At 44.5% G+C, this 25613-nt stretch carries 25 protein-coding genes; 16 read left to right on the forward strand and 9 right to left on the reverse strand.

The annotated features are described in order from the left end of the window. Nucleotides 1-276: 276 nt before the first annotated feature. The 4 genes from FS666_RS10510 to FS666_RS10525 are packed head-to-tail and all read right to left on the reverse strand — an operon-like array spanning nt 277 to nt 8366. Complete coding sequence (locus FS666_RS10510) at nt 277-1581, reverse strand: TIGR02679 family protein (protein WP_144462179.1); 1305 nt, start codon at nt 1579-1581, stop codon at nt 277-279. Between the two features lie 6 nt (nt 1582-1587). Beyond that, nucleotides 1588-5709, reverse strand: coding sequence for a TIGR02680 family protein (locus tag FS666_RS10515; protein WP_144462177.1), 4122 nt, complete (start codon nt 5707-5709; stop codon nt 1588-1590). After that, nucleotides 5696-6868: a TIGR02678 family protein gene (locus tag FS666_RS10520; protein ID WP_144462175.1), complete on the reverse strand. Its 1173-nt coding sequence runs from the start codon at nt 6866-6868 to the stop codon at nt 5696-5698. The genes FS666_RS10515 and FS666_RS10520 overlap by 14 nt, the downstream gene beginning before the upstream one ends. Beyond that, nucleotides 6840-8366, reverse strand: a complete 1527-nt coding sequence (locus FS666_RS10525) for a TIGR02677 family protein (RefSeq protein WP_144462173.1) — start codon at nt 8364-8366, stop codon at nt 6840-6842. Before FS666_RS10525 ends, FS666_RS10520 begins: the two co-directional genes overlap by 29 nt. Before the next feature lie 219 nt (nt 8367-8585). Between FS666_RS10525 and FS666_RS10530 the strand changes: the two genes are divergently transcribed. Continuing rightward, nucleotides 8586-9017: a hypothetical protein gene (locus FS666_RS10530; RefSeq protein WP_144462171.1), complete on the forward strand. Its 432-nt coding sequence runs from the start codon at nt 8586-8588 to the stop codon at nt 9015-9017. Nucleotides 9018-9246: 229 nt separating this feature from the next. Further along, entirely contained in the window at nt 9247-10386 is a 1140-nt protein-coding gene (locus FS666_RS10535; RefSeq protein ID WP_144462169.1) for a YsnF/AvaK domain-containing protein, read from the forward strand. A gap of 116 nt (nt 10387-10502) precedes the next feature. Here FS666_RS10535 and FS666_RS10540 read toward each other — a convergent pair whose 3' ends face one another. Next, on the reverse strand, nt 10503-10961 hold the full coding sequence (locus tag FS666_RS10540) for a low molecular weight protein-tyrosine-phosphatase (RefSeq protein ID WP_120070372.1): 459 nt from the start codon (nt 10959-10961) through the stop codon (nt 10503-10505). A gap of 169 nt (nt 10962-11130) precedes the next feature. Here FS666_RS10540 and tagU point away from each other — a divergent pair, with 169 nt between their 5' ends. Beyond that, the gene (gene tagU / locus FS666_RS10545) at nt 11131-12057 is read left to right on the forward strand and encodes a polyisoprenyl-teichoic acid--peptidoglycan teichoic acid transferase TagU (protein WP_120070369.1); all 927 of its coding nucleotides are present in this window, start codon (nt 11131-11133) and stop codon (nt 12055-12057) included. A gap of 71 nt (nt 12058-12128) precedes the next feature. Next, on the forward strand, nt 12129-12536 hold the full coding sequence (locus tag FS666_RS10550) for a VanZ family protein (RefSeq protein WP_120070366.1): 408 nt from the start codon (nt 12129-12131) through the stop codon (nt 12534-12536). Here the strand turns inward: FS666_RS10550 and FS666_RS10555 are convergent. Continuing rightward, nucleotides 12507-13691 (reverse strand): M14 family metallopeptidase, encoded by a 1185-nt coding sequence (locus FS666_RS10555; protein ID WP_120070362.1) that lies wholly within the window; start codon nt 13689-13691, stop codon nt 12507-12509. The two genes, FS666_RS10550 and FS666_RS10555, sit on opposite strands and share 30 nt — an antisense overlap. Before the next feature lie 109 nt (nt 13692-13800). Between FS666_RS10555 and FS666_RS10560 the strand changes: the two genes are divergently transcribed. Then, a complete protein-coding gene (locus FS666_RS10560) occupies nt 13801-14664 on the forward strand; it encodes an ROK family protein (RefSeq protein ID WP_120070359.1) in 864 nt (287 codons plus the stop codon). 76 nt (nt 14665-14740) lie between these two features. On the opposite strand, the gene FS666_RS10565 is transcribed toward FS666_RS10560, so the two are convergent. Beyond that, a complete protein-coding gene (locus FS666_RS10565; RefSeq protein WP_144462167.1) occupies nt 14741-15376 on the reverse strand; it encodes a YigZ family protein in 636 nt (211 codons plus the stop codon). Nucleotides 15377-15529: 153 nt separating this feature from the next. On the opposite strand from FS666_RS10565, the gene FS666_RS10570 reads away from it, so the two are divergent. From FS666_RS10570 to csrA, 11 genes are all read left to right on the forward strand, one after another. Further along, nucleotides 15530-16669: a sensor histidine kinase gene (locus FS666_RS10570; RefSeq protein ID WP_120070353.1), complete on the forward strand. Its 1140-nt coding sequence runs from the start codon at nt 15530-15532 to the stop codon at nt 16667-16669. 28 nt (nt 16670-16697) lie between these two features. Then, nucleotides 16698-17378 carry a response regulator gene (locus FS666_RS10575; protein ID WP_120070350.1) on the forward strand — a complete coding sequence of 227 codons (681 nt, stop codon included), beginning with the start codon at nt 16698-16700 and terminating at the stop codon, nt 17376-17378. A gap of 249 nt (nt 17379-17627) precedes the next feature. Further along, the gene (locus FS666_RS10580) at nt 17628-18962 is read left to right on the forward strand and encodes an ATP-dependent helicase ComFA (protein ID WP_235870286.1); all 1335 of its coding nucleotides are present in this window, start codon (nt 17628-17630) and stop codon (nt 18960-18962) included. Beyond that, nucleotides 18955-19656 carry a ComFC family protein gene (locus tag FS666_RS10585; protein ID WP_120070344.1) on the forward strand — a complete coding sequence of 234 codons (702 nt, stop codon included), beginning with the start codon at nt 18955-18957 and terminating at the stop codon, nt 19654-19656. Before FS666_RS10580 ends, FS666_RS10585 begins: the two co-directional genes overlap by 8 nt. Nucleotides 19657-19740: 84 nt before the next feature. Next, nucleotides 19741-20007, forward strand: coding sequence for a flagellar biosynthesis anti-sigma factor FlgM (gene flgM / locus FS666_RS10590; protein WP_120070341.1), 267 nt, complete (start codon nt 19741-19743; stop codon nt 20005-20007). A 19-nt stretch (nt 20008-20026) separates the two neighbouring features. Further along, on the forward strand, nt 20027-20512 hold the full coding sequence (locus FS666_RS10595) for a flagellar protein FlgN (protein WP_120070338.1): 486 nt from the start codon (nt 20027-20029) through the stop codon (nt 20510-20512). Between the two features lie 36 nt (nt 20513-20548). After that, complete coding sequence (gene flgK / locus FS666_RS10600) at nt 20549-21985, forward strand: flagellar hook-associated protein FlgK (protein WP_120070334.1); 1437 nt, start codon at nt 20549-20551, stop codon at nt 21983-21985. Nucleotides 21986-21998: 13 nt separating this feature from the next. Further along, on the forward strand, nt 21999-22901 hold the full coding sequence (gene flgL, locus FS666_RS10605; RefSeq protein ID WP_120070332.1) for a flagellar hook-associated protein FlgL: 903 nt from the start codon (nt 21999-22001) through the stop codon (nt 22899-22901). 58 nt (nt 22902-22959) lie between these two features. Beyond that, nucleotides 22960-23529: a DUF6470 family protein gene (locus FS666_RS10610; RefSeq protein ID WP_144462165.1), complete on the forward strand. Its 570-nt coding sequence runs from the start codon at nt 22960-22962 to the stop codon at nt 23527-23529. Nucleotides 23530-23542: 13 nt separating this feature from the next. Next, nucleotides 23543-23977 (forward strand): flagellar assembly protein FliW, encoded by a 435-nt coding sequence (gene fliW, locus FS666_RS10615; protein WP_120070326.1) that lies wholly within the window; start codon nt 23543-23545, stop codon nt 23975-23977. A gap of 4 nt (nt 23978-23981) precedes the next feature. Continuing rightward, nucleotides 23982-24209, forward strand: a complete 228-nt coding sequence (gene csrA / locus FS666_RS10620) for a carbon storage regulator CsrA (protein ID WP_120070323.1) — start codon at nt 23982-23984, stop codon at nt 24207-24209. A gap of 212 nt (nt 24210-24421) precedes the next feature. On the opposite strand, the gene FS666_RS10625 is transcribed toward csrA, so the two are convergent. Next, the gene (locus tag FS666_RS10625) at nt 24422-25024 is read right to left on the reverse strand and encodes a PIN domain-containing protein (protein WP_120070320.1); all 603 of its coding nucleotides are present in this window, start codon (nt 25022-25024) and stop codon (nt 24422-24424) included. Further along, on the reverse strand, nt 25025-25513 hold the full coding sequence (locus FS666_RS10630; RefSeq protein ID WP_120070317.1) for a helix-turn-helix domain-containing protein: 489 nt from the start codon (nt 25511-25513) through the stop codon (nt 25025-25027). Nucleotides 25514-25613 lie beyond the last annotated feature (100 nt).

The raw sequence follows: 25613 nt of genomic DNA on the forward strand, positions 1-25613 counted from the left end.
ATTATACCAAAGGCTGGAGCCCTTTTTGTATTTAATAACTAGATTTTACTTTCGTAATCCAGGTTTATAAGTGTTAATCGGAATATCTCCGCTTATATCTGCTTATTATGCCTCAAAATTTACAATAGACGGAAGTTCTCCGCTTATGAATTCTCATATCTATTTTTTGGCGGATCACTTGCGAATTACCACGCTTTTTCGTAAGTTATTTAACCTGCTTTTCCACATTTTGCACTTCAAAAGAGAACCCGTTTTTATAAATGCAGGCCTTTTTCTTTATAAGAGCTGTTTCTTCATATCTTTTAAAAGCAATGGAACCAACTCTTCCTGGTATCCGGCTTTCTTTGCTGAAATGATCTCTTTTTTCAAGCATAGCAGTTCATTTGATTCCAATTTATCAAGTTTTGCAAGGCGTTTCTTGGAAATATCCACTTTTGCCCGGCACGACCTGTAGTCTTCAACAGAATATCTCCAAAGCTTAATCTTGGAGGGGCATCGATTTAACAGCCTATTGGCCATTAACAATCCCTCCGGATCAAAATCACCGGAATAATAAATAAACGTGTTCCCGGCTGTAAGCAGATCGATCAACAGTAAAGAAGCAAGTTTGAACTGCCCGTTCGTACTGATTAATGGAGGAGGAGAAGGAAATGGCCACCGGTCAAGCAATTCGGAACACACACCTGAATTTTCCACGATAAAAACAGCATTCCCTTTTACTGGGCGGCAGGATCTCAATTTTGCAGCCTCCCTAAGGGGGAAGTTCAGCACCGCTTTCACTTCATTCGCCGCTTTTAAAACCGGGTGCTCGCCGGAAACAGTTTCTCCAGTTAATCCAGTGAACGTTACAAAATTCAAAAGGTCATCGCGAAGGAGCTGGAAATTTTGCAAAAGGTCATTTGCTTCTTCTGCATTTAATCTTCCGCGAATATAAGGAATTTCCCCTCTTTCCCATAACAGAAATTGCAAGGCGTGAAGCAGAATTCTACCGCCATGCTGATCCATGTCGAAGGCATGGGGGTTTTGCGTGATTTTCTGGGCAAAGAACGGGAGCCTCTCATATTTTGGTGCTGCGGGAAGCTGGGAGAGTGCATCACAAACGATGTGAATCAACTTCCTAAGATACTCCGGGTTTTCATCATATAGTTGGTGAATGGCCCTTGTTCCCCTTCCTTTTTTCCTTACGTACTCGATCCAGCTTCCGTATTGCGGGTGAACCTGCTGCAACTCCCGAAAAAAATGATATTTCTGCAATTGGTACAGCTCTTCAGCCTCATTCCTGGTGTAAACTTTCTTCCCTGCGTACGCATTTAATAAAGCCTGAATATCAATTTCGGCAAACTTCGTTTTTAGCAGGGCTTTTTCAAAAGCTGCGAATGAGATACTGGCTGATGCCTGCCGGCTGTAATCTTTTCTAAAAAACAAAGATAGGCTTTCTTTTTCTTCCGATGTCAAGTTTGCAAGCTTTACGCTCCCGCCGATCCGGCCTAATTGGATATATCGTTCGAGCAACGCGCGGAGCAGCCGATCCAGCCCCGGCTCGCTTCGCACATACTCAATCAATTCATCCATTAAACTCATGTCAAATCACACCTTCAACTGTTCAAACTCGTATTCATCATAAAGAAGCTGTTTTTCAGTCCCATTCCAGAAATAACGTATCACTGTCACGTAGGGGGCATTCTTCGGCCTTACAAGCTCGGCTATGGATAATTTTGATACGGTGTCGTAATCTCCCCACAGCGCCTGTGAGTTCATAATGTAGTTGAAGTCCAGCTCCTCAACGAGCTGAAACATATCCCTTATATTGTTCTCATCTACGCCGGCAAATGCTTCATCAAGCGAAATGACGAACGGAGCATCAGCTCTTGCTTCCTGGTAGCGGGAATAGGCTGCGGAAAAAAGCGGAATATACATGGCCATCGCTTTTTCACCGCCGCTGAACTTAAAGAAGTCGTTGTTCGTCAGCTCCTTTTTGCGTTCTCCTTCCCTTGTGTAATAAAGGGTGAAGGCGAACCATTGCCTGTAGTCGAGTATATCTTTTATAACCTGATGCAGCGTTGTGCCGAAGCCTTCGACCTCCGCAAGTTCCCGGGCCCTGGAAATTTTTGAACGGAAGTGGCTTGTAACCCGCTCCATGTCCGCCTCCATTAAAAGTCTTGGATCGGTCCTCAGTAAGTCAACCAAATCTTTTGTATCCATTTCCTCTTCCGCATCGGCTGTTTTTGGCCTCCATCTGATCGAAAAAGTAAGCCCTGAAGAAGGATCCCTGTTTTCCATTAAATGATTAATTTTTTTCACCCAATGCTCGGCACGATGTATCCTGCCTCTGATAATCCTTCCAACGCTGTTTAAAATGATCTCTTCATATAGCTCCCTATCCCGTTCATTTAAAACTTCGTTTTGTACATAAATGTCGTTTTCAACTTCTTTCAGCGCGGAATAGGGGCTGATGCGCTGGCCTTTGAATTCGAGCTTCAAAATGACCCGCCTGTTCTTTTCCCATAAATGGCGGCTATCCCATTCGGAGGATGATTCAAACTGAAATTGCTGTATTTCTTCGGTTAACCGATATTCCACAAGGTTTTGCTGTTCTTGGAAAAAAGCCCTTGTCAGTTTTTCATGTACAGATGTCCGGGTCTCTTTTCTCAAAATTTCTCCCGCTTCCTTGATAACAATCCGGGCCAGCTCATCTATCCCGGCAGTTTCCGGAACCGTAATGTCTGTCAACTGCAGTTTAATTTCCTCCGCCAGCATTGACTTTAATATTTTTGCAAGCTGCTCATCACGTGAAATGTCATTTATACAGGCATCCAAGTCCTCTTCGGCCCGTTCTTTGTCTTTTTGCGCCCCTGTTAATTCTCCTGCAAGCTCGGGAATGCGCTCATCAATATAGGCCAACTTTCCTGTCACCCGTTCGATTTCATTCCTGATTTCATCGGCACCCAGTTCATGAAGCCTGCTTTCCAGCTGCTGCAGGCTAAGCTGTGTTTTTTCCATCAAGTGTTGCAGACTGTTCATTTCACCCTTCAGTTGCAGAAGATCCTCCACGATTTCTTGCAAATTTTCCTGATGGGTTTCTATATGGCCCTTTGTACTTTTATAATGGCCATATGCCAGCTGTAGCTCCTGTAAGTGGTTGGAATAGGCGTTCATTTCGGCCTTTGCCTCATGATACGCATCGGAATTGAACTCTAATTCCAAATCTTTCGCAAGGGCATGGAGTTCAGAGCGGACAACTTCCCACTGATCAAAGGCGGCTTTCATTTTTTCGTTTTTTTCCTGCTTGTCAAGCTGGGCCATTTTCGTTTTTGCTTTAGCTTGGATGTATTCTTGATGGGCGGTTTGCACATCTGCATCACTCGGGAATTGTTCAAACGCTTTTCGGGCTGACTGCTGTTTCAAAACGGCCTCTTGATGATCGCTTGCCAACAATGAGACTTTTTCCTGAAGCTGGCTGATTTCCAGCTCCAGTTCCTTAATTTTTCCGAGCCGGTATTGTTCCCTTGCCAATACTCCGATCAGGCGGGGGCCTTCAAGGGGAGGCGCCTGACCTTTCACCATTGACAGGCGGTAACTTCCCGAAAGGGAAACGGATGCCCCAGCCGGATTTTCCTCATCCGTGATTTCAATGCTGGAGAGAACATCTTCAATCTCATGTGCCAGCATCGCCGTCTCTTCACTGAAAGCCGGCTGAAGCAAAGCTTTAAGTGTTTCTTTTCCTTTAACAGGGCAGGGAATCAACACTTTGTCATGCTTAATGGACGAGGTGCCTTTTTCCGCAATAAGCGCATCAAGAATCCCCGCTTCTTTCAGTGCAGCTTCGATTCTTTCTTTCATCTGTTCACTTACATGACCCTGAAATTCCACGGCTTTATAGAAGGGGACAAAGTCAATTCCCTGCTTCTTCAATAAGCTTCTCGCTTCAATTGTTTTTGGGTGTCTTTCCAGTTCCGGGTCTTTTTTATTCTTCCAATCATTCAATTCCTGTTCTTTTATGAGCTTCTGCTTTTCGACTGTTTTTATTTCAAAGTCAAGCGCCAGTTCCCTGTTTTTCCACTTTTGTTCAAATGCAGAAAGCTCTTTTTGGATCGGCTCTTTTATCTGTCCGTATGGATAAGAGTCATATAGACCGTGGATTAAATGGGATGTCTGCTGATACAACTCATTTGATGCTTCCATAAAATCGGCGTTTTCGTACCATGTGATGATTTCTTGCAGAAGCCTGTCTTTTTCCTCTGAAAATAAATGCTCCCATTTGTTTTCATCCCTAATAGTTTCATCCAGCTTTCTGTCAGCATCGCCATGGGCTTTGCTTGCATCCTCATAACGGCTCTTTTCCCTGTCATGCTCAGACCATTTCAGTAAAATTTGTTCTATCAGATTGGCGTACTGGCGGGCTTCGTTTTTCCATACTGTAAAATCAAATGTTTCCTCTTTTAATCTTGAAAAATCGGATGCATTAATGGCATGCTTATGAAAACCGGCGGTTTCTGCGTTGATTGACAGTTCCTCAAGCCAATCTTCCATTTCTTGTTCACTTTTATCCCGGGTAAGCTGCAGGTCTTCAATTTTTTTCTTTAATTCACCTTCACGTGCAAGCTTTTGATCATATGATCTTTCTTTTTGAGAGGACTCTTTGCTGTATTGTTCCAGCTCCTTCAGTTTCTTTTGCCTCTCTTCTTCAGCCTGAAAAACTTCGTGCTGTTCCAGCTGTCTTTTTGTTTCTGTAAAAACTTCCTTTTCCTGCCGCAGCCGATTGTCTTCTTTTTCTCCCTCTGCCAGCAGGTTTTCAAATTCGGAAATCATCTGTTCAAGTCTGTTTTTCTCTCCCGTACGCTCTTTGAGTGCTTTGACTGCTTTTATATAATCGTCTGCTTTTTCGGTCAGCATATATTGGTTATAATTGTCATATTGTTTGCAGAGACGCTGCAATGAGGCGTGGTCGCGTTCAAGCTGGTCAAGCTGCTGCTTGGTCTGATCCATCATTTCAATTGTATCGGACAAAGGACGAAGCTCGTCGTCCGATAATTCGGGAAGGGAACTTTCCAATATGCCGTAAATGACCGTAGGCTTGAAATCCTTCGAAAGCTTCGGGCTTCTCAGTTGGATAATCAATTTAATCAGTTCATCGTATGCATCCAGATCTTCGAAACCAAAGATGGATTTATTGACAAGGTCCATATATTCCTTTTGAGTGTAGACGACTTTTCCGCCAATCCCGATTTTTGTCTCCAGCTCTTTTTTCGTCAGGGGGATTTTTTCATAATCGCCGCCGTTTTTTTCTTCTTTATACAAGAAAAAATCCTTGCCGACCCGGCGGTTGTCCGTGATGGAAAAGCCCCAGAAATCCAGGCTTTTCTGCCGCTTGGCCCTAAGTCCGATCCCGGTTGTCACATATTGTTCGCTGCCTTGCCGTTTATATTCCAGAAACAGGTAGCCTGTCCGTTCATCACGCTGGGTGACATCTTTTTCCCCAAGCAGGTAATCTTCCATTTTTCTCGCACGTGACCCAAAGGGATCGAGGCGGTCGGGGCTTTTTCTTCCATCCAGCAAAACAGGTATCAGGCTTTGCATCGTCACAGACTTTCCGGATCCGTTGCTGCCCCGGAGCAACAGTTTACCATCGGCAAACTGGAATATTTCATCGTCATAATACCAGAAATTAACAAGGCCTGCTCTGTTCATCTTCCATTTATTTTCTGACATCCTTTTCTCCTCCTTGAAAATCGTCCGGGTACCTTCCTGTCAGCCTGCCAAGAAGAGGAAGAATTAAAATCATCTCTGTCTCCTCCTCCAACTCTGCCATTTTCCATTGACTCATGACTGCAAGAAGCTCTCTTGTCAGTTGTTTCGTGGAAGCTTCACGGTGAGCCTTGCTCCAGCCGGCACCGAACTGTTTCGAACACTCTTCCAAGAGTGATTCAAAATCGGTTGCTGTCATGCGAACAATCCCGTAATCATTCGGGGGGAACTGTAAAAAAGACTGGCGCAAAACATCGGAAAATTGCAGAACGATGTCCATGATGGCTTTTTGGTCCGGGAACAAAACAGCCTTTTGCTTCTTCTCCGGAGCGACCAGCATAGCTGCATTTTTATATAATTCGAACTGGTAGTCTGTATGTTCTTCAATATCATCTCTTAATCTGTTTCTGAAATTACGCAAATAGTGAAAGTCGGGATCATCTTGTTGCTTCCGGTACATGGCGGGCGACAAAAACAATTGTCTATATACACGATGCCGCCTCTCGTCATTGGATGAAGCTGCTTTATCGTATTGGATCAGTTCTTCGATTGAGTCAAACTGGAACAGGTCTTTTGGATAGGACCGCATGAAATATCGTGAAACAATGGGGACTTCATAAAGAACTTCCTGCTCTTCATTTAATTGGAATCCTTTGATATCGCCGTCTATGGCTTTTAGGATGCCAAAATCCATTGCCGACTGGATGACCCTGATCAATGACTTCCTATGTTCATAGTGGGTCCAGTCAAGCTGAAAAACGCCGGGATAAGTCGCGGATAATTCTTCAGTAAGATCGGATAATAGAAACTGTTCATCTACCGATTTGCTTTCAAGAAACCCAAGAAGGCAGCAAAACAAGGCGTAATCCATCGGAGACTGGAAGGATGTGATTCCCATCCAGCTTTCAGGCTCTGACGGGATTTTTTCAAGTTTGATAAAATGTTGGTGTACGATAAAACGGAATCCGAACTTTTCTTCTACATATCTGCGTACGCTGTGTTCCCGTTCCCGGATCAGTTGGTATTCTTCCGGCTGTGTTTCCCTTAATATCCAAAACTGTTCCATCAGCAGCTCCAACGCTGCTTTCGCTTTGTCATCGAAGATTTTTGTGTCTTTTTCCATCATCATCCTCCTGTGGGAGAAACTGTATTTGAAAATTGGGCATGTGCAATACCCCGTCTTTCGATTCCAGCCGGATCAGGGTCTCATCGATCAGGCCGACTGTCAGTACGCGGCCGGATTCGACTTTAATGGTCCGGTCTTTTTTGGCCATCGCTTTTCCGACCCACGACAACAGAACTTTTCTCACCTGCGGCTCAATCACCGGAAGGCTTTTAAAAGTGATTGTGTTTTGATCGATATATTGCTCGATCATCCGCTGCTCGGCTTCTTTCTGTTCCATATAATCATTAAGAGCGGCGATTTTCTCCAATTTATGGTTTTGAATGGCTGTCGGCTTGGTCTTCTCCCGGTATTGTCTTACACGCGGTTTGATGATTAATTCGGAAGGCTCCTCATCCCAAATATCCGAATAGATGTTTTCAGTACGTTTCTCCTCTGCGTATATATGACGTGAATGCGAAACGCCGAAAACGAGAGAGGAGAGGCAATGGGCCTCATTGATGTCAGTCAAATGGGCAAACCAATCCGCCAAATGAAGATAATCTTTTTTCCTGCTCCGAAAATGCTGATGTCTCTCACCAAGTCTCTGAACAAAGCGGGTCATTCTGCGGATTGTTTCATTCGTACTGTTTTGCAGTCTTTCCAACTCGCTGGGGCGCCCGTCTTTTCCCAAAAACCACTCCTTCAGGTTGTCCCATTGTTCCTGCACCGATTGTTGGATTTCTTCAGCGGTCAGTGTTTGCTGGTCCAGTCTTGGTATACTTGCCTGATAATCCGCCTCACGTTTGGCGACATGTTGAATTGTTTTTGATGGCAGGCCGCTAATGACCGATTCGATTTGCAGGCTTGTTTGCTGTAAGGAGATGATAAAATCACGCAAATATTGGGTGAAATGATCTTTATAGGTCAAAAAGGCTTCGGTCATCATTCGATCTTCAATATTTTCGCTTGACAGGTAAGCGATATAATCGGTCGAGTTTTGGACGATCTTCGTAAAATAATCATAGATATCTGTCCAAATCCGGTGCCACTCTTCGTCCGTCAAGTTTGAATCCGCATTTTTACCTGTTTCGGAAAGCTTTCGCAATGATTCATAGAGTCGATCGAATAATGTCTTTTCCAGTGAACCGCCAAACCCTTCACCCATGTTTTCCAAAGACATGACCATTCTTTCTATTTCTACCGTATACGGGCTGCACTGGTAACGGAATCTTTTCTTTTTAAACTCTTCTATTGTTTTCACGTTGCTCGTTTCTTGGCGGGCATATAAATTTTTCCACTTCACAAGCTGGTTTAAATCATGCTCAAGCATTTCTATCGTATATTGTGAAAAATGCTCAAACTGCCGCAAATGTTCATAGACCTCTTCAGGATAGAGGAAGTGTTGCATCCTTTCGTGCCTTTTGTAAAAATACCGCAAAATCGCCCGATATCTGCCGGCATTATCAGCGGTTAAATAAGATGCTTCACTGATAGGCTTTAGCAAACGCTCGTCCAATTGGCCTCACTGCCTTTCTATGTTATTTTTTGGGTCTTTTAAGAAAAAAATGATGATTGGGGAGAAAACGGGGAAGGTGAAGAAAAAAGGAGAATAGTCAATTTGCTTCATTATAACACAGAATAATAGGTAAATAGATTGGAAGTAATACGTAATATTTCATATACAAATATGCCGGCTATGCTATAATTGTCCACAAAGAGGAGGTGGAAAAAAGAAATGGAAGCAGTCCTGAAAGAAATTTTAACAAAGCTGGTCGATTTGGATAACGGTTTCCAAGAGGTGCGTACGGAGCTTCAGGAAGTGAAAACTGGCCAGAAAGCGATGCGTGCAGAGCTACAGGAAGTGAAGTCTGATCAGAAAGCAATGCGTGCTGAAATTCTGGAATTGCAGAAGGACCAGTGGAAGATGCGGTCTGAACTTCAAGAAGTCAAGTCTAATCAAAAAGCAATGTATGCAGAACTTCAGGAAGTTAAAACAGAGCTGCGCGGCAACAGTGAAAAGATTGATAACCTGACGAAGGAGATGCGCAGTCATTTTAAACAAGTCGAGGCCAGACTTGATGAACATCAATCTATTTTCAGCATTGTTTCAGATGAAATGAAAACAATGAAGGCTCATATTTCTGGGTGGAAAGGCAAGTATACATGATATGATGCCTGCGCGTTTAGCACAGATCATGCGGAGCAGATGACCCCTCAGGTTTGTCTTCACAAAGAATTCTTCATTCAAAAACCGCAAAAATCAACTTCAAATCCTTCTTTACAAGGCTCCGGACATCCGGAGCTTTTTCCTATTGAAAATAATTGTGTTTCCATATTCAAAACCCGGGTATACATTGAAACGAACCACAAAAGTCAACCCAAGGAGGAGAACACTAATGGATAAGGAAATCATCGGAATTTTCCACTCGGAAGAAGAAGCCATCCGGAAGGTTGAGGAATTGGAAACGCAAGGTTACGACGCAAGTGATATATATGCCGTTGCAAAAGATGAGGATGACGTGTCAATGGTGCGCGGCAGAACAAATATTGACGTGAAATCTAAAGGCGGCAACTGGTTTGACCGCTTTGTAGGATTTATCACAGGGGAAGAGCCGGTGAGGGAGGCCTTGCATAATGCGGGTCTGGACGGCCCTGAAATGGACGACTACTACCATGAGATCGATAACGGCGGAATTTTACTGTATGTGGACAAGGAATATGGCCGCATACATGATTCTCTTGAAGAACATATGAATGACAATCCGATGAATGTGCATAATGCCGATACTGAAATGCATACTGAATCGAATTTTGTGCCTCATAGCGAGGTGGACGCAACTTCTCAAACAAGCGGAATGAACACAAGCGAAGATACGGCTGAAGAAGCCCGCATGCAATTGTATGAGGAAAAGCTTCGTGTCGATAAAGAGCAAGTAGAAAGCGGCGAAGTCAGGGTCCGGAAAAATGTTGTGGAAGAGGAACAATCTTTCGATGTACCGGTAAGCCGGGAAGAAGTGTATATCGAACGCCGTCCGGCAGATGAAGCTAAAGCGATGGATGAAGCATCTGCGGCGTTTGAAGAAGATGGAGAAAGCATACGCATTCCGTTAAAGGAAGAACATGTGGAAGTGACGAAGAAGCCGGTTGTCAATGAAGAGCTCATTGTGGGCAAAAAGAAAGTTGAAGATACTGAAACCGTAAGAGAAACGGTTCGCCGTGAAGAGGCTGACATCGACGAAATGTATGGAGAGCATCGTGATGATAGTGAAAATATGGATAACAGCAATATAAATACGGCCGCCCGGATAAATGAGGAGTCTGACTTCGGAAATGCCTCCACCCTTGATGCCAGGATGAATGAAGGGCAGCCAAGCGGAAACAATGTGCTTGCAAATGATAGTGGAATAAATGTGCAGAACGATCCCAATATCGACGAAAGGAGCAAACTTGACGAAGAATTGGAGAAAAGAAGAGCTGAAGTGCAAGCGAAAAATTACAATCCTTATTCCGGCGAAAACAGAAACCATAGATTATAAGAAGAACAAAGCAAGGGAGCGGCTCCGAATCTGCTCCCTCTTTCGTTTTTCCGAAAAAAATGGTTCGCTTGATCAATCGGGGTTTTCTCACGGTAAATGAGGGATAACCAGCAACGCTACATTTCTTTTTTAATTTTTTCCAACAGAACACGGCACCCTTCACTCACCAAGTCGTATGTTTCCTGGAAGTCCCCTGTATAATATGGATCAGGTACATCCTTTTTTGCATCCGTCAAGTCAAGAAGCCGGACGACCTTGGGGTCGTCAGGCTGTCCTGTTATCCTGGAAATATTCCGGATGTTCGATTCGTCCATTCCCACTATGTAATCATATTCTTCGAAGTCTTTTTTGGAAAATTGCCTGGCAACAAGCCCTTCGGTGCTGACATTGTATTCTGCCAGCTTTTTCACCGTGCCTTTGTGCGGCGGTTCCCCGATATGCCATGAACCTGTACCAGCGGAATCAACCGAAATTTTTTCGCTCAAACCTTCCTTTTCGACCAAATCCCGCATGATCGCTTCAGCCATCGGCGAACGGCAAATATTACCCAAGCAGACAAATAATACTTTAACCATACACACGTCTCCCTATTGCGTCTAATGTACCTGATATAGTAGCATATAGAAATGGCAAAGTGAATCAACCTGCCCGGAATTGTTATTGATTTGTGGGAATTGTCATTTATAATGAATATTGGCAGATCAATAGATTTATAAAAACGAACCATTAAAAGGGGAAAAATTCATGGCAAGACATAAACCGAAAAAGAAATCAAAAACTTTAAAGATCGTGCTGTCTGTTATCCTTCTGCTAGTTGTTGCCACAGCCGGATTTGCCTTCTCGATCTATCATAATATTAATAAAACGGCCAAAAACATGCACAATCCGCTGGAACGTACTCCGGAAGTGGCGAGGGAGGCGAATCTTTCCCTTAATAAGAAAGAGCCTTTTTCAGTGCTTATGCTTGGGGTCGATGAACGCCCTGGCGACCGCGGCCGTTCCGACTCCATCATCGTGATGACCGTCAACCCGAAGACAGAATCGATCGATATGCTCAGCATTCCAAGGGACACGAGGGTCGAAATTGTCGGCAAAGGCATCGATGACAAAATCAATCACGCATATGCATTTGGCGGAGTTGAAATGTCAATGAATACGGTTGAAAAGTTTCTTGACATTCCGATTGATTACTATATTAAGATTAATATGGAAGGATTCAAGGAGATTGTGGATGCTGTCGGCGGTGTCGATGTTGACAACGACATTGATTTTTCTGTCGGTAAAAAACACTTCCCGGAAGGCCGGATTTCCTTGAATGGCAGAGATGCCCTGGCATATGCCCGCATGCGTTATGACGATCCGCGCGGAGACTTCGGACGCCAGCTGCGCCAGCGCCAAGTCATCCAGGGTGTGATCAATAAAGGAGCCAACATCTCGGCGATCTGGAAATATGACGATGTCCTTGATGCACTGGGAAAAAATGTTGAAACAAATCTTTCATTCGATGAAATGAAGGATATTCAAAAGAACTATAAAGAAGCGCGCCGGAAAATTGACCAGTATCAAATTGAAGGACAAGGGACCAAGATTGATGGCATTTGGTATTACCTTGTTCCCCAAGAGGAAAGGGAAAGAGTCCAAGGCGTGCTGAAGGAACATCTGAATATTTGACAAAACGGAAAAGGCGGGACTGCAAATGTCAAGTGTCCCGCCTTTATTATTCCAATAAAAAGAGGTGTTTCATGAGAAAACGTCACATATGGCTGATTGCAGCCATTGCATGGGCCGCGGCCATTTTTATCGCCACGCATTTGCCATCCTCCACAGGCGGAAATACACAAGTTTTAATAGAAAAATTGTTTGGTCTGTCTTCAGGGCAGGCAGCTCTTGTGAATGTGGCATTCCGCAAGCTGGTGCATCTGGGAGCGTTCGGACTGCTGGCGGTACTCCTTTTCAACAGTTTTGAAAAAAGCAGGTTTCTATTGGCATGGGTCATTACAACCGTGTATGCGGCAACAGATGAAATTCACCAATCATTCGTTCCGGACAGGACGGCTTCTGTATGGGATGTAGTGTTGGATTCACTGGGAGCCCTAATCGCTTTGGGTATGATCAAATTGTTAAATCAACGATCTTACAAAAAGTCCTAGCATGTGGGAATAGATTTCTTCAAATTGGGAAAGAGGCAGCGGATTTTGCCCTTTGCCCAGTTCAATGGTAAAGCCCGGCTTTCTGAAATCCTGGATGAACCAGTCTTTATAACCGGTGTAGTTGTCGATGTAGCGGACTGCTTCATATCCGCTGAGTCTGGCAAAATCCTTTGCAAGCTTCTTTGACTCCGGCGGCTCCAGTCCTTCATACCCCCAATAAATTTCCTGCCCTTGCGTATGAAGGGCGAGCAGCCGGTCATATTTTTCCGTTCTGGCCAGCCCGGCCATCGTTTTAGTCTCCGGTTCGGAAAGAGGGGTGTAGCCCGGAAAGTCACGGGGGCCCGGCTCTTTCGGCTTCCTTTCTTTTTCAAACTCCCACTTGGCCGGGAATTGCTTATTCAAATCCACCCCGCGAATATTCGCCTTCCAGCCGGAAAAGTCCCGGCTATCCCTATTCAGCCTGACAAGCTCGGCTTCCCTTTCGGGCGGGGGACCGTTCAGGACAAGATTGACACCATCAGGATTCACCATCGGGATGGCATACAGCCGGCTCTCCGTATACATCGTTAATGCAGGTATGCCCTTGATCGTCAAACCGCTGGTGAGGGCCAGCATGTAATCGTTTAAAAAACGCATGAAAATAGGTGTAGTGATCCATTCATTTGCATGAAAGGACGCATTGATCTGTACTTTTCTTCCCTTCCGTCCAATCTGCATTTCATGCAGGGGGTTCCCGAGTACGCTTTTTCCCGCTTCCCGCCTTTTAATAAAAGGATAAATCGCCATCAGCCTGTTCATATCGCGGGACATTTTCTGAAAATCATACGGTTCATTGCCATCGATGACCCTTGACATGACTCTTACCGGAATATTGATCTGCTGTCCGGCAGTTAGTTCATTCGGATTGATATCCTGGTTTAAAATCAAAAGGGCATCTACGTTTACACTCCGGTCTTGGGCAATTTTCCAAAAGGTATCGCCGGGCCTGATCGTATACGTTCCTGTTAGGTAACCGGGAATTTGGATTGTCTGTCCAACTTGAAGGGCGTTTGGATTGGCAAGATTCGCATTGGAATCGAGGATCAAAATGAACGGGATATGAAATAACTGGCTGTAATGCCAAAGCGTATCTCCTGACCGTACCCGGATTTCCATAACCGTCCCCCCAAAAATTGTCTTTATCATAACTAGGTGTATGTTCATAACAGATAAATATGATGATAGAATGAAAGGTGAATGATCTTTTTGAAGGAAGTGAACGAACATGCTTGGAGCGGTTGAAGCCGGGGGGACCAAGTATATTTGCGCTGTCGGAACCGAAGACGGGAAGATAATGGAGCGCGTGCAGATCCCAACGGAATATCCGGGAAAGACGATCCCGAAAGTGATTGAATTTTTTCAAAAACATCAAATAGATGCTCTTGGCATCGGTTCATTCGGTCCGCTGGACTTGAATGGGCAAAGCGATACATACGGATATATCAAAGCAACACCGAAGCCCGGATGGGTCAACTTCCCGCTTGTGGAAACGATGAAAAAAGCTTTAAATGTTCCGGTCGCATTTGATACGGATGTCAATGCGGCCGCTTGGGGTGAATTTCTTTTTGGTGCCGGCAAGGGGCTTGGCATCTGCTTGTACATGACCGTTGGAACAGGAATCGGCGCCGGAGCCGTTGTGGATGGAAAGATTCTTCATGGACTTTCCCATCCTGAAATGGGACATATTTTCCTTCGCCGGCATCCCCAAGACGAATTCGAAGGCTTTTGTCCATATCATGTGGATTGCCTGGAAGGTTTGGCAGCCGGTCCGGCAATCGAAAAACGGTGGGGGATAGAAGGGGCCGGGCTGCCGGAAAATCACCCTGCTTGGGAAATAGAAGCCCATTATTTGGCGCAGGCCCTGCTGCAATATATTTTGATTCTTTCACCCGAGAAAATCATCATGGGCGGCGGAGTGATGAAGCAGCCGCATTTGCTTCAGCGCATCCACCGTGAAATGGAGCGGTTATCCAAAGGCTTTCTCACATTGCCGCAGCCGGAAAACTATATTGTTTCACCAACACTCGGCGATGATTCAGGGATATTGGGTGCCCTGATGATGGCGAAAGACATTGTCTATGGAAAATAAATTCTATTGTCAAAAAGAAATTTTCCCTAATAAAAAAGACGGGAGTCTTTACTCCTGTCTTTACAAAAAAAGGATCTTACTTTATGTCTGTTTCCATGTATAGCTGCCCGCCTTCGGATATGCCAGCTTGCCCATTTGTCAGCTCCGTCATCCATTCCCGGAATTCGTTGACCTGATCCTCTTTTACATAAACTTCGATTTCAACAAGGTCGGAATAATGGATGTCTTTCAATTGAAATTCAGAGGAGCGGATTTCGTTTTCAAGTTTTCCAAGCCATGTATAATCGGCTTTCACATGCATGACGGTCACGAGAGTCCGCCGGACGGTCCCGACGGCATCAATCCCTGCAGAAACCGCTCTGCCATAGGCGCGGATGAGCCCTCCGGCCCCTAACTTAATGCCCCCGAAATACCTTGTGACGACAACAACTGTATCTTTCAAATTTCTTTTCTTCAGCACTTCAAGCATTGGAACTCCGGCGGTTCCGCTCGGCTCGCCGTCATCATTTGCTTTTTGGATCTGGTCATTTTCACCGATCATGTAGGCTGAACAGTTATGGGTGGCATTCCAGTGTTCCTTTTTAATTTCTTGAATGAAAGCCTGCGCCTCTTCCTCAGTCTCGGCCCTTTTAACATGTGCGATGAACCTTGATTTTTGAATATTGATTTCATGGGTACCCGTCGCTTTTACCGTCAAATATTGTGCAAGCACGACCCTGCTCCTTTCAAAAGGCTAATTATTTTCCCAACTAAAATAGTGTGTTTAATAAAATTATACATGATATAATACTTTTAGTAGAATGGTAGGTATGTCTTATCACCTATTTCCAGTATACCGATCCGAAAGGGGGACCCCTCGAGGAAAATGGCACTTAAGAAAGTGAATATAAAAGAGCTGGATAATATTGTCGAACAGATGATCAACACCGTGGACCGCAGCAAGCACGAGATTTTCCAGATTGGCGAGCAGTGCCGCCGTGACCATGACAGCATATTAAAAGAACTGGAAAAAATCAAGGAAGAAGTCAGCAAAGTCATTGATGAAGGCGATAAACTGGAAGTGCAATCAAGGCTCTCAAGACAGCGCCTGTCCACCATAAGCCTGCACTTTAAGGAATTCAGCGAAGAACAGGTGCGCACCGCATATGAACAAGCCCATGATCTCCAAACGAAATTAATGATAAACCGGCAACTGGAAAAACAGCTCAGAGAGCGAAGGGATGATCTTGAAAGGCGCTTGCTTATTCTGCAGCAAACGATTGAGCGGGCAGAGATGCTTGTCTCGCAAATTTCGGTCGTATCCAATTATTTGGTAAGCGACATCAAAGAAATGGGTGAAGCCCTGGAAGATGCGAAAATGAAGCAGGACTTCGGTTTACGCATCATCGAGGCTCAGGAAGAAGAAAGAAAGCGGCTGTCCCGTGAGATCCATGATGGGCCCGCGCAATTGCTCGCAAGCGTCCTGATCCGTTCCGACTTGGCGGAAAAAATGCATAAAGAAGAAGGACCGGAGCGATCACTTGAGGAAATACGCAGCCTCAAGAAAATGATCCGTACGACCCTATATGAAGTCAGGCGCATTATTTATGACTTGCGCCCAATGGCCCTTGATGATCTCGGGCTGATTCCGACATTGAAGAAATATTTGGCGACAGTCGAGGATTACCACAAAACAACGAACATCGAGTTCGTTTATTTAGGGAAGGATACGAGACTTCCATCGAAATATGAAGTGGCTCTTTTTCGGCTCATCCAAGAAGCTGTACATAATGCGTTAAAGCATGCTAAGGCAAAGACCATCCAGGTAAAGGTTGAAGTGCAGCCTGAGAAGGTATACGTTCTTGTGAAGGATGACGGCATCGGCTTTGACGTCAGCGTGAGAAAGAGCGGAAGCTACGGTATGATGGGAATGAGAGAGCGCGTCGAAATATTGGACGGCCTGTTCACAATCCATTCCAAACAAGGAGCGGGAACAGTCATTTCAATCAAGATACCCATCATTTGATTAAAAAACAATCAAGGGGGAATAACGAATGCAAACAAAAATAGCCATTATTGATGATCACGAATTGTTTCGCGAGGGTGTAAAGAGAATCCTGGAATTTGAAAAGACTTTCTCTGTCGTGGCAGAGGGTGAAGACGGCTGTGATGCAGTTGGGATTGTTGAGGAATATTCCCCGGATGTAGTCCTGCTTGATATTAATATGAAAGATACAAACGGCATCGAAGCAACAAGGCAGCTGATGGAGACTCATCCGGATTCAAAAGCGATCATCCTTTCCATCCATGATGAGGAAGCATATGTGACGCATGCCATGAAGACCGGTGCCGCGGGCTATATGTTAAAAGAAATGGATTCAGACGAGCTGATCGGTGCAATCAAAGTTGTGGCGGACGGAGGTTCCTATATTCATCCGAAGGTCACCCATAAACTGGTGAGGGAATACAGGAGACTGGCCAACCAGCACAATAAAGGAACAGGCTACCAGCAGCCGGAAGTGAGAGTGCCCCTGCATTTGCTGACAAGCCGCGAATGTGAAGTCCTGCAGCTGCTTGCTGACGGAAAAAGCAACCGCGCTATCGGGGAAACGCTTTATATAAGCGAAAAAACAGTCAAAAACCACGTGAGCAACATTTTACAAAAAATGAATGTCAACGATCGTACCCAAGCGGTCATCACAGCCATCAAGAATGGATGGGTCGAAGTACGATAATATTGAGGCCGGGATGCAAAGAGGCATTTCGGCCTTGTGCGGTCTGAATATGAGGCGGCCAACCGGGCGCCGGACAATCTCTGACTTTCTAATTGAGCGTATTTTAGATTATTGCTGCCCGCGCGATATTCTGAATAATCGCACGAATGGCAAGTGATGAGAGGTGATATATTGAATACGAAGTTTTCTCGTTTATCTGACCCCCTGCAGCAATTCTCTCCTGAGCTTCAACGATTTTTATTCGGACGAATGCTCCTCTTGAATGAAATCCCATTTTCCAAAGAAGAGATTAATGTACATATCAAAAATGGATATATTGAAGAAGTCCCCGGATTAAGGCTCAGTAACACAGGATGGCTGTGTCATCGCTGCGATAACCGGGTTGGCAGGCTTTTTTCGAAATTTCCTTGTGCATCATGCGGAAAGGACTGCGTCTATTGCAGGAAGTGCCTCATGATGGGAAGAGTGTCACAATGCACGGACTTTTATCGTTGGACCAGCCCTCCTTTGAAATGGGATTCCGGTAGCCATTTGCAATGGGACGGTCAGCTTTCCAAAGGACAGGAAGCTGCTTCTGAAGCGGTGGTTGCCGCTGTCCGGAACAAAGATGAATTTCTTGTATGGGCGGTATGCGGCGCTGGAAAAACCGAGGTGCTATTTTCAGGCATCAATGAAGCGTTGAAGCTTGGCCATCGGATCTGCATTGCGACTCCGCGGACGGACGTTGTATTGGAGCTGGCGCCCCGTATTCAAAAAGTGTTTCCCTCTGCCGAAGTCTCCGCACTGTATGGCGGCAGTGAAGACCGTCACCGATTTTCTCCCATCACGATTTCCACTACTCATCAACTCCTTCGTTTTCACCATGCGTTCGACACGATGATTGTCGATGAAGTCGATGCTTTTCCATATACATTTGATGCAAGCCTGCAATGGGCAGTAAAAAAATCGGCCAAGCCGGAAGCTGCGCGAATCTATTTGACCGCAACCCCGAGCAGGAAATGGCAGGATGAATGCCGGTTTGGAAAGCGAAAATTCATTAAAATACCTGCCCGCTTTCACCGCAGGCCGCTGCCGCTGCCGCGATTTGCATGGTGTGGAAATTGGCAGAAACGGCTGGAAAAGAGCCGGCTTCCCTATAATGTAATGGAGTGGACGGAAAATCGGCTGAAGCTCGGAAAACAGGCGCTTATTTTTCTTCCGCATATTGAGCTGATGAAAAAATCCCTTTCCATTTTTCAGAAGCTGCATCCGGCGATTGAATCCGTTCATGCGGAAGACCCGTTAAGGAAGGAAAAAGTAAAAAGAATGAGAGCGGGGGAGACACCGATTCTTCTTACAACAACCATTTTGGAAAGGGGCGTCACTTTTCCAAATATAGATGTGGCAGTGCTTGGTGCAGAAGATGATATTTTTACTGAGGCTGCCCTTGTTCAAATTGCCGGCAGGGTGGGCAGAAGTTCGGAATACCCCTCAGGGGATATTACTTTTTTTCATTACGGCAGGACAAAAGCGATGATCCGGGCTTTGCTTCATATCGACCATATGAACAAGGAAGCGCAGAAGGCGGGGCTGCTCGATGAATAATCATTGTTTGTATTGCGACGCGGTCATTCAGGAGGAGATGACATGGAGAAAGTTTCTATTTGGGGCGCCTGAACAAAGTTTATGCAAAACGTGTAAAGGAAAATTGATAATCATCACGGATCCGGTTTGCCGGAAATGTTCCAGGCCGTTTGCCAAGCTGGAAGCTGAGTATATTCATGAAGATATTTGCCATGATTGCTTTCGCTGGGAAAAAGACTCGAAGTGGAAGGGCGTCCTTGAACGAAATGTTTCCATATATGATTACAATGATTTTTTAAAAGAAATGTTGGCACGCTATAAATACCGGGGGGATTATGCGTTGGCGAAGGCATTTTCGCCGGAGGTCCGAAGCATCGTTTCAAGGGCGTCCTTCGATTTGGCCGTGCCGATTCCGTTGAGCAGTGAGCGGCTGATGGAGCGGGGGTTCAACCAGGCCGCCGCTTTGGCAGCTGAGGCCGGGTTTGAAACGTTTGATGCGCTCGTGCGGATCCACGGTGAAAAGCAATCGAAAAAATCCCGGGAAGAGAGGATTCACCTGAAACAGGTTTTTAAAGTGAATCAAGACGTTTCAGGAAAAGTTATTCTTTTAATAGACGACATTTATACGACAGGATCGACGCTTCATCACGCAGCGCATGCCCTGATGGAGGCTGGTGCGAAAAGTGTAAGCTCTTTTACATTGGCGAGGGGGTGAATTTTTCAGCGAAGATTATCTAAACAATTATTCCGATAAACCGATATAATAGATACGAAACGTTGAAAGCAAGGAGGTTATCTGATGAAAATCAATTCTTTCAACAGGCCTGATACGAATCCGTATTCTAAGCAGATTAATCATGTAGAAAAGCAAACCCGCACAGAACGTATGGATGCGGATCAAATACAAATTTCCAAAGAAGCCAAAGAGCTCCAGCAGTCATCCAGATTTGATGCAGAGCGAAAAGCCCGCGTAGAGCAATTGAAAAATCAGATCGAGCAAGGCAATTATAAAGTCGATCCGAAAAAAGTTGCTTACAGCATGGCCAAATACTACTTCAACCAATAAATCGAAAGGAGGCTGTTCCATGTCTGCGGAGACTTTGATCAACAATCTGACCAGGCAGTATCAACTGCATGAGAGCCTGCTGAAAAATGCGGTCAAGAAAACGGAGGTCCTGAAAAAAGGTGATGTGGACAGCCTCCAGGAGATTATGCGCGAAGAACAGAAGCTGACAACAACCATCACCATGATGGAAGACGAACGGCAGACGGTTGCAAAAGCGTTTTTAAAAAAGAATTGGGACGGCCAAATCACGATTGCGGACTGCATAGCAGCCGCAAACCCCGAAGCGGCCGAAACGCTGAAGGCGCTGCAGGAACAGCTGATAACAGTGATTGAAAGGCTTCAGAACCAGAACGATCTGAACAAGCAGCTCATCTACCAATCATTGCAGTACGTCAACATGAACCTCGACCTGTTGCAGCCGGAAAAGGAAACGGCCGCCTACGGCAGGCCGGATGAGAAAAAACAACCCAAACCAAACAAGTCCTTCTTCGATTCAAAGGCTTGATTAATATAATTGAATGAGAAATATGGAGGAAATAACATGTCATCTACCTTTCATGGCCTGGAAACGGCAAGAAGAGCACTGAACACCCAGCAGGCCGGGCTATACACGACCGGACATAACGTAGCGAACGCCAACACACCGGGCTATACTCGCCAGCGGATCAATATGCAGGCCTCAGAAGCGTATCCGCCTGCATCGATGAACCGGCCGATGATTCCGGGCCAGATCGGGACGGGCGTTTCGGCAGGTTCCATTCAACGTATAAGGGAATCCTTCCTTGACACGCAATATCGAAAAGAAAATGCAAAGCTGGGGTATTTTGGAACAAATGCAGAGGCCCTCTCCAGATTGGAAGATATATTAAATGAGACAGGTAAAGAAAGCACAGGTATTTCCAGGGTGCTAAACGACTTTTGGCAGGCCCTCCAAGACCTGAGCGTAAACCCGGAAAACTCCGGTGCGAGGGAAGTTGTCCTTGAGCGCGGAAAAACCGTAGCAGATACATTTAACCACATATACAACACGATGGAGGACTATAGGCAGGATTTGAAGGTCCAGCTAAATACATACCTAAACGAAAGTGGAAAAGATGATGATCCAAGGGGAATCAATTTATTGTTGAAAAACATCAACGAGCTAAATCAAAAAATAGCGGAAGTTGAACCGCTGGGTTATGTTCCGAACGACCTGTATGATGAGCGGGACCTGCTTGTGGATGAGCTTTCCAAGTTTATGGATATAGAGGTGCAAAAGGTACCCAGCCACAAAAATCCCAAAGGCGAGATGGAAGGGATCTATGTCATTAAAATGAAAGGTGACAGTACTACGAAGGAATATGAACTTGTCAGCAAGGATTTCAAATTTGCAGAAATCAATGTTTCATATGGTGAGGAGCCGGATGTTGTAACTGGGCTTAAGATTGGTGAAGAGGATATTCTTAAAGATTTAACAGATGGAACATTGAAAAGCCTCATTGAGAATTATGGGTACCAAGGTCAAGAAGGGGATTCATATATAACTGTCATGAAAGAATTGGATAGTATAGCGGATCTTCTGGTGGAAAAAGTAAATGGGGCATTTGATGGTGATTTTTTTAATAATAACGCGGGTGCAAGTGACCTTGAGATGATACTAAAAGATACAGAAGGATTAAAACCGGAGGGTTCTCCTGGTGACGGATCAAAAGCATTGGCTATGGCCGATTCATTAAAAGATGTAATGACCAAATATCAGGAGTTAATTGGGAGTCTAGGCGTTAAAGCGCAATATGCCAAAGGGCAGGCAAAGAATGTCAGCACCCTTCAGGCCGCAGTTGACGAAAAACGGCTTTCGGTCAGCGCTGTTTCTTTAGATGAAGAGATTATGAATATGATTAAGTTCCAGCACGCTTATAATGCGGCTGCAAGGAATATAACTGTGATTGATGAAATGCTCGATAAAGTAATTAACGGCATGGGCGTTGTCGGGAGATAGGGGGTAAATTGATATGCGTGTTACACAATCTATGATTGCAAACAACTCACTCAGACATTTGAGCAATACTTACGGCCGTCTTGGGATGCTGCAGGAACAACTGAATACAGGGGTAAAGATTAGCAGGCCGTCAGATGATCCGGTTGTTGCCATGAAAAGTCTTGCCTATCGTACTAATGTTAAGCAGAATGAGCAGTTTAAACGGAATTTCACAGAAGCGCATAACTGGATTGACAATTCGGATGCGGCTTTGGATCAGGCAACGAAAGCGATGCACCGCATACGTGAGTTGACAGAGAGTGCAGCCAATGGAACGTTGGATCAAAGCCAACGTGATGCTATTGCTGAAGAGATAAAAGAACTGACCGAGCAATTAGCAAATATCGCCAATACGGAAGTTGCCGGAAGGTATATTTTTAATGGAACGGATACGGATGCATCTTCGGATGAGATAAAAAAACCTGTAACCCCTAAAGACGATGGAACTTTTGATGTAAATAATAATAATGAGGCAGTTAAAATAGAGCTTAGTAAAGGCATCGAGATTCCGATTAATGTGACTAATGTTTTTACACAAGAATTATTCAATAAGCTAAAAGAACTGACCGATGCCATTGAAGGAAACCCTAATGATGAAAATAAAGATATCGGCAGCTATCTTGGAGATCTCGATATTGAGATTGATAATCTTTTAACCAAAAGGGCTTCGCTCGGTGCCCGCGCAAATCGTATTGATCTGATGGAGAACCGGATTGATCAGCAGGAAGAGATTTTAAAGAAGATGGTCGCTGATAATGAAGGTGTGGAATATGAAAAGGTCATCACCGAACTGGTGATGGAGGAGAGCATGCTTAGAGCATCGTTGAGTGTAAGCGCACGGATTGTTCAGCCGACGCTGGTTGACTTTTTAAGATAGAAAGCTACTTTCGCTGGGTAGCTTTTTTCTCTTTTAAAAAGCAAACGGAGGTGCTTTTATGAGATTGATGCCACAAATTCGGATTGAATCCACTATAGGGCAGATTGGCATGCGGACAATCCCGGCAAGGCAGTCGATAGAACAGCCTAGAGCGGTATTGGAGATTCAGCAGCCTCCAGCTGTTATGCAGATTGAACGTACGCCTGGAAAGCTTACGATTGACCAGACTAAAGCCTGGGAAGATATGAATTTGAAGTCTACACCAAGGCTTGTGGAAGAGTTTGCTCAAGATGGACGCTCACAGCTTCTTGAGGGCATTGCAAGGCGAGCGGAAGAGGGAGACGAGCTGATGCGGATTGAGCTGGGCGGCGGCAATCCAATTCCGCATATAGCCAAGCGAAATTTTGAAAAACCGCAGGCTTCGTTGAATATAACATTCATACCTTCTCCTTTCAGTGTCAAAGTCAATTATGAGCCGGATGTATTGCACATCCAATGGAAACAAAATAAGCCGATCATCCATGCGGAGCCCCAAGAGCCTGTGATCGAAAATGAACCGGGAAAAGTGGATATTTATATGGAACGCGAGCCGTCGTTAAAAATAGATTTTGTCAATTTGGAAGCATGAAAGGAGCGGGGAAATGAACATTGAAACGAAATATCATGGAACGCAGCAGATAAACGAAGAAGCTGTTTTGAGGTTTGACAGCGGGATTCCCGGATTTCCGGAAGAGAAGAATTTTGTCTTGCTGCCATTGGATGAGGGCACTTTGTTGGTGATGCAGTCAGTTAAAACACCGGAAATCGGCTTTATCGTCACGGATCCTTTTTCATTTTTCCCGGAGTATGACTTTAAACTGAGCGAATCAGCGATTGAGCAGTTGGCTCTTAAACAGCCGGAGGATGCAGTGGTCTACGCGATATTAACCGTGCAGGATCCGTTTGAAAAGACGACGGCTAACCTGCAAGCACCGGTGGTCATCAACAGACATAATAATAGGGCGAAGCAAGTGATTCTGAATGACACCGATTATAACACCAGGCACCCCCTGTTTGGACAGAAAGTGAAGGGGTGACGTCATGCTGATATTATCGAGGAAAAAGGGCGAGGCTATTCAAATTGGACCTGACATAGAAATCTCTATTACAGCCATTCAGGGGGATCAAGTCAAAATCGGCATTAACGCGCCTAAGAATGTAGAAGTCCACCGCAAAGAAGTGTGGCTGGAAATACAGAATGAAAATACGGCAGCGCTAAAAGAAGTTACGGATCTCTCGGGCATTTTGGCAAAAACGAAAAAAGAATAATTTCCACCTTCTACGCATACAAACAGCAGGTAAAAGAGCCATTGACTCAGTATTCCGCTTTGTGAATATGGCGTTGACAATAGCGGGATTGAAGAAGTTTTAAATGGGCGACAAACTGGTGCAACGAAGCCGATATGTATCCAAGTGATTGCTTTTGAGTGGAATGCACTGGTAAAAGCTATATCCTCCCGTACTTTACCTTGCAAAAAAAATCAGTAATTTAAAAGTTGTACAAGTTCCTGTTTCATAACATTGAACTGCTTATCATTAGTTATTGTTTCATGTACTATTGGGTCCAGTACAACATAGTTTTCGGTAATAGGGTCATATAGTTTTAATGCATCCGAGTCAAAGAGTAAGGGAAATAACATAAAGTCTTTAATGTTTGCTGTAACCAGGATACAATCGTATTGCCATGCATTTAATAGAATTCTAGAGTCGGAGACAGAAGGATATTCTACACCGCGTTTTATGACATCTAACTCCTTTTTATAATTTGATCGAATATATGCGGAGATTTTTCTTATCATATGCTCTGCCTGCCTATTATTAATTTCAGGTAAAATGGTGAGGAATCCCCTAACTGCATCCAATCTGCGTTTTTCCTTGTCCATCATTAAGTAGGATTGGATCTCAAGCTCCCTTAGCACTTCATGGGGGACAAAAATCTCGCTCTCGCCAATTTCCATTTCGGAGAGTATCATTGTCCAAAACTTTTTGGCTTCATTTCTATAGTGGGAGCTTGAGTCTATTTTATATCTAAAAATGTTTGTATCCAGCATATATCTCTTTTCCGAAAGAAAATTTTCCGGCATTTAGTCCTCTTCCTCTTCTTCATCAATGCCTTGCAATACGAGATCAATCGCTTTCATTGATTTCATTCTATTAATTTCTTTCTGTTTTAGATGCTTGGAAAATTCAGGTTTTGCTAAAAATTGTTCTGTAGGGATAAGCCATTTGCCGGAATTCTCCATGCGTTGTTTTGCTTTAATCTTCCCTTCAGCACAATATCTTCTTACCATCTGCGGCGTAACATTCAACATTTGTGCTACTTCTGTTACCGGCATATATTCTGGCAGTCTCGTATGGAAAACGTCTTTCAGTACATGTTCTACTTCGGTTTTTTCATCATCGTTCAGTTCCAGATAAAACATTTCTTTCTCTTGATCGATTTCAATGGATTGATGGAGCAGTTGTACATATTGCCTGGCGTTTTCACTGATATTTTCCTTGTTAACTTGGGCCATGACGTCAGAGATGCCTTTAAAAACAACTCCCGTTTTTACAGCCATATGTTTTTTCACTCCTCTCACCTCCAGTATAAATTATTCAGAAAAGAAACAAAAGACATAAAAAGGAAACAAACGAAACTTGCTTTATTTTTATATAGAATACCCGTTTTTA

This window comes from Siminovitchia fortis (assembly GCF_007681465.1).
Lineage (GTDB): Bacteria > Bacillota > Bacilli > Bacillales > Bacillaceae_C > Siminovitchia > Siminovitchia fortis.